This is a genomic window from Nostoc cf. edaphicum LEGE 07299 (genome assembly GCF_015207245.1).
Classification (GTDB): domain Bacteria; phylum Cyanobacteriota; class Cyanobacteriia; order Cyanobacteriales; family Nostocaceae; genus Nostoc; species Nostoc edaphicum_B.
This window is the reverse complement of sequence record NZ_JADEXF010000586.1, coordinates 1-3823: the sequence shown is the minus strand read 5'-3', so window position 1 is coordinate 3823 and position 3823 is coordinate 1. Positions and strand designations below refer to the sequence as shown.

Here is a 3823-nt window from a genome sequence, read left to right as displayed (position 1 = left end):
GAAATAATCCCCTCAATTCCTGTAAATTTTAGGTTATTGAGGGGGTTAAGATGTTGCAGCAAAAAGTGAGTTGATCTTAGTTAACAACTATTAGGTTAAGTTTTAATTAAGTTTAGATTAAGATTAGCCTCTCCAGAAATTAAATATGCGTTATCTAGAACCTCTGTAGAGATGTAGCAGTGCTACGTTTCTACATTTTTTCACTTATATCTCTATTGTGTGATATCTACGTTGAGGGTTCTTGCTTTAGTGGAATCATCACAACAAACTCGGCACCTTCTCCTGGTGCTGAAATACACTGGATCTTTCCACCGTGTTTTTGGACTATAATTTGGTAGCTAATTGATAATCCCATACCCGTGCCTTTACCCACAGGTTTTGTAGTGAAGAAGGGGTCAAATATTCGTTTGCGTATTTCCTTAGTCATGCCTGGGCCATTGTCAGCAATTCTAATGATTACATTGTCTTCTTGAATGAGGCTACGAATGTGAATTTGTGGAAAAGTCATTTGTCTTTGTTCGCGCAGCGTCTCCTTTGGGAGAAGTTCTGATCGCCGGAAGCCTCCGCTCAGACTTCTCTGTTGGTCATTTGTCCTTTGTTCAGTTTTGTTTACTAATGACAAATGACTATTGACAAATGACTCTTCCAAGACATCGATCGCATTTGTCAACAGATTCATAAACACCTGATTCATCTGTCCAGCGTGACAGACTACTGGTGGTAAATTGCCGTAGTCTCGAATTACTTGGATTTCGGGATGTCCTGGTTTGGCTTTTAGACGATTTTGCAACAACAGCAGGGCACTATCCATCCCTTCATGAATATCCACTGCTTTTGTACCGTCTTCATCAAGGCGAGAAAAATTGCGTAAAGATAAGACAATCTGCCGAATGCGTTCGGCTCCCATTCTCATAGACTCCAAGATTTTGGGTAAATCTTGCTTGAGAAAATCTAAATCAATGGTGTTGATTTGTTGATCGATCTCTGGTGTTGGTGGGTAGTAGCTCTGTTGATAAAGTTCTACTAAGTGCAGCAAATCCTTAGTATATTCACTGGCGTGGCTAATATTGCCGTAGATGAAATTGACGGGATTATTGATTTCGTGGGCAATACCTGCAACCAATTGTCCTAAACTGGACATTTTTTCAGTTTGAATCAGTTGCGTTTGAGTTTGTTGAAGTTCTAGCAGTGCTGCTTCTAGTTGTTGGGCTTTGTCTTGGGCAGTTTGGGCGGTGATGCGACTTTGGGTGTAAAGTTTAGCTTGGTCAATGGCGATCGCTAGTTGAACTGTAACTGCTTGTAGTAATTCTACTTCGTTGTTCAGCCAAGGGCGCAAGCCACTACAATAACCACAGCTAAATGCACCAATTTCGCCAGATTGAGTGTGTACAGGCAGCGCCATAAAGGCAGTGAAACCAAAATCCTGCAAAAATTGCTGTGCTATGGAATCGCCCACAGTCTCAGTATCATTAATGCGGATGATTTCTCCGTTCAAGGTTTTGGCTGCGATTAGTTTGATTTCGGCATGAGTTGCTTCTTGTTGGTTAAGTAGACAGGGTAAAAAGGAACTTTTCGCCTCATAGACTCTTTCCCAGTATGGTACATCAGCGTCTTGCCGATACCAAAAGAAGACGCAGCGATCGATCTGGAATAAGTTGCGAATCTCCTGCACTGCGGTTTCCACAATGTAATTAAGATCCAAAGAAGCTCGAATTTGGCTAGAAAGACGATTGAGTAATGTTTCCCGCTGGACGCTTTCTCTGAGTGCAACTTCTGTTTGTTTGCGCTTGATGCCAATGGCAATTTCTTGAGCAGCAAATTCCAATGCTTTGAAAGTTGATTCTGTCACTGTTTGGCGGGCAAACATGGCTATCACCCCTACAGTTTCATCTTCAACAATCAAGGGATAGCCAGCAAAGGCGACCATACCCTCTCGCTGTGCCCACTCTTTGTTACCAACGCGGGGATCTGTCTGCACAGAATTAGTTAAGTGGGGTTTGCCCTCTTCGGCAATCAAACCAATTTTGAATTGACCGACTGGCACACATTTATGGGGCCCATTGATATGGGTGTACATCCCAGAACTGACTTGCAGCTCTAATACGTTGTCTTGTTCGTTCAGCGTCCAGATGCGAGCAAAAGCTGCATCAAGATGTTCAACTAAGGCATCAGTGCAACGGCGCATCATATTCTCTAAGTTGTCACTCTGAGTCAATGCCGCGTCTACATCGGCACGAAAATTTGCTAAACGCGCTCGTTCTGCTAGAGCTACTTCTGCTTCTTTACGGTCGGTGGTGTCATAGCAAATACCAACGAAGTACAAAACATTGCCATTAGCATCTTTAATCGCAGATGAGTTGCTTGTATGCCATCGCCAACTACTATTTTTGTGTTTAACTCGATATTCAATTGCTTTTTGTTTTTCGCTTGTTGTCAAAATTCTTTGGAAATAATCGGCACAAATATGCACATCGTCAGGATGTATGAAGGGAATAAAAGATTTGCCTTCAACCTCTGCAACTTCATGCCCAAAAATCTCAGTCCAGTTAGGAGAAACGTAAGAAAATATCCCTTCAAGTGTCAGCGCAAAAATAATGTTGTTGGCGTTTTCCACAATGCTGCGGAACTTGGCATCACTTTCTATTAAGGCTGCTTGGATGTTGTCGCTGGTGTCGCGGACAAGAACTATAATTTGCTGGTCTGGTAATGGTAATAACCTAGCTTCAAAATTATTGTTTTCTCCTGCTTGCGGTAAGGTATATTCAAAACTGACTTCATATTGAGTTTCAAGTACTTGATTTATTGCTTGATGGAAGCGATCGCCTACAGCAGTTGGTAAGCATTCTCGCAAACTCTTGCCCTGACAATCTTCTGCTGGAATATACAGACTCTCCATCTTTCTTGGCTTGTAATCCAGAATACTTCCAGCAGCATCAAGACGAAAGTATGAATCAGGAAGTACTTGCAAAATCGCGGCAAATTCTGATGTTTTTTGGCGTAACTCTGCTTCAACTGCTTGGCGTTTGCTAATTTCCGCTTGCAATTGCTCCAATGCTTTTGCTAATTCTGTTGCCCGTTCTCTATCTGTAATTTTACGTAAGCGGCGGTGAGAGAAATTTTCTGTTAGGGAAGGTTGACCGATCTCTATCGGCACTTCTGTTAGATCGACACAATAACCGATGTAACCAACAAAGCTACCATCTGTTGCAAATCGTGGCGCGGCTGTATCTAAAATCCAGCAATATTCGCCATCAGCTCGACGCAGGCGGTATTGCCTCTGGAAGGAATCATACGTCGCAAATGCTCTCAGGTATATATCTTCGCATCGCTGTCTATCTTCTGGATGGACGCTGCCAGTCCAAATATTGCCTATTTCCTCTTCTCGCGCAGATGCAGACGCGGCTTTTGTTAGATGTGTTCCAGTAAATTTCAGCCAATTAGAATTGAAGTAACAATAAAGTGCATTACATCCAGACATCCAAATCATCAGAGGAGCAATATCCGCCTGTTGGCAGAATACTTTTTCATCCTGTTGTATTTCTTCCTCTTCAACTATGATTTGTTTAACGTAGCTCTGCACCTTTTTAGAAAACACTTTTGCCTGCCTGCTCTGCCTAAATTATTAAGGTAATATGCTGAAAATAAAATTTCTTAATACATGGATATAATGTTGTTTACGCCAACCTGCTAATGATCTTAATACTTTATTTATTTTTATATGCCCAGCAATTCCTCTTTTACTGTAAATAAATTGAAAAAATGCTGAAGTTATCATTAAGATTAAATTCAGCATTTTTTGGGAAATTTAAATTATCTATATATC

Annotated in this window: 1 protein-coding gene; it reads right to left on the bottom strand. The window is 41.4% G+C overall.

Annotated features, from left to right (window positions below; translation table 11 throughout):
* Positions 1-226: 226 nt before the first annotated feature.
* Entirely contained in the window at positions 227-3595 is a 3369-nt protein-coding gene (locus IQ229_RS17295) for a PAS domain S-box protein (protein WP_322744006.1), read from the bottom strand.
* Positions 3596-3823: the final 228 nt, after the last annotated feature.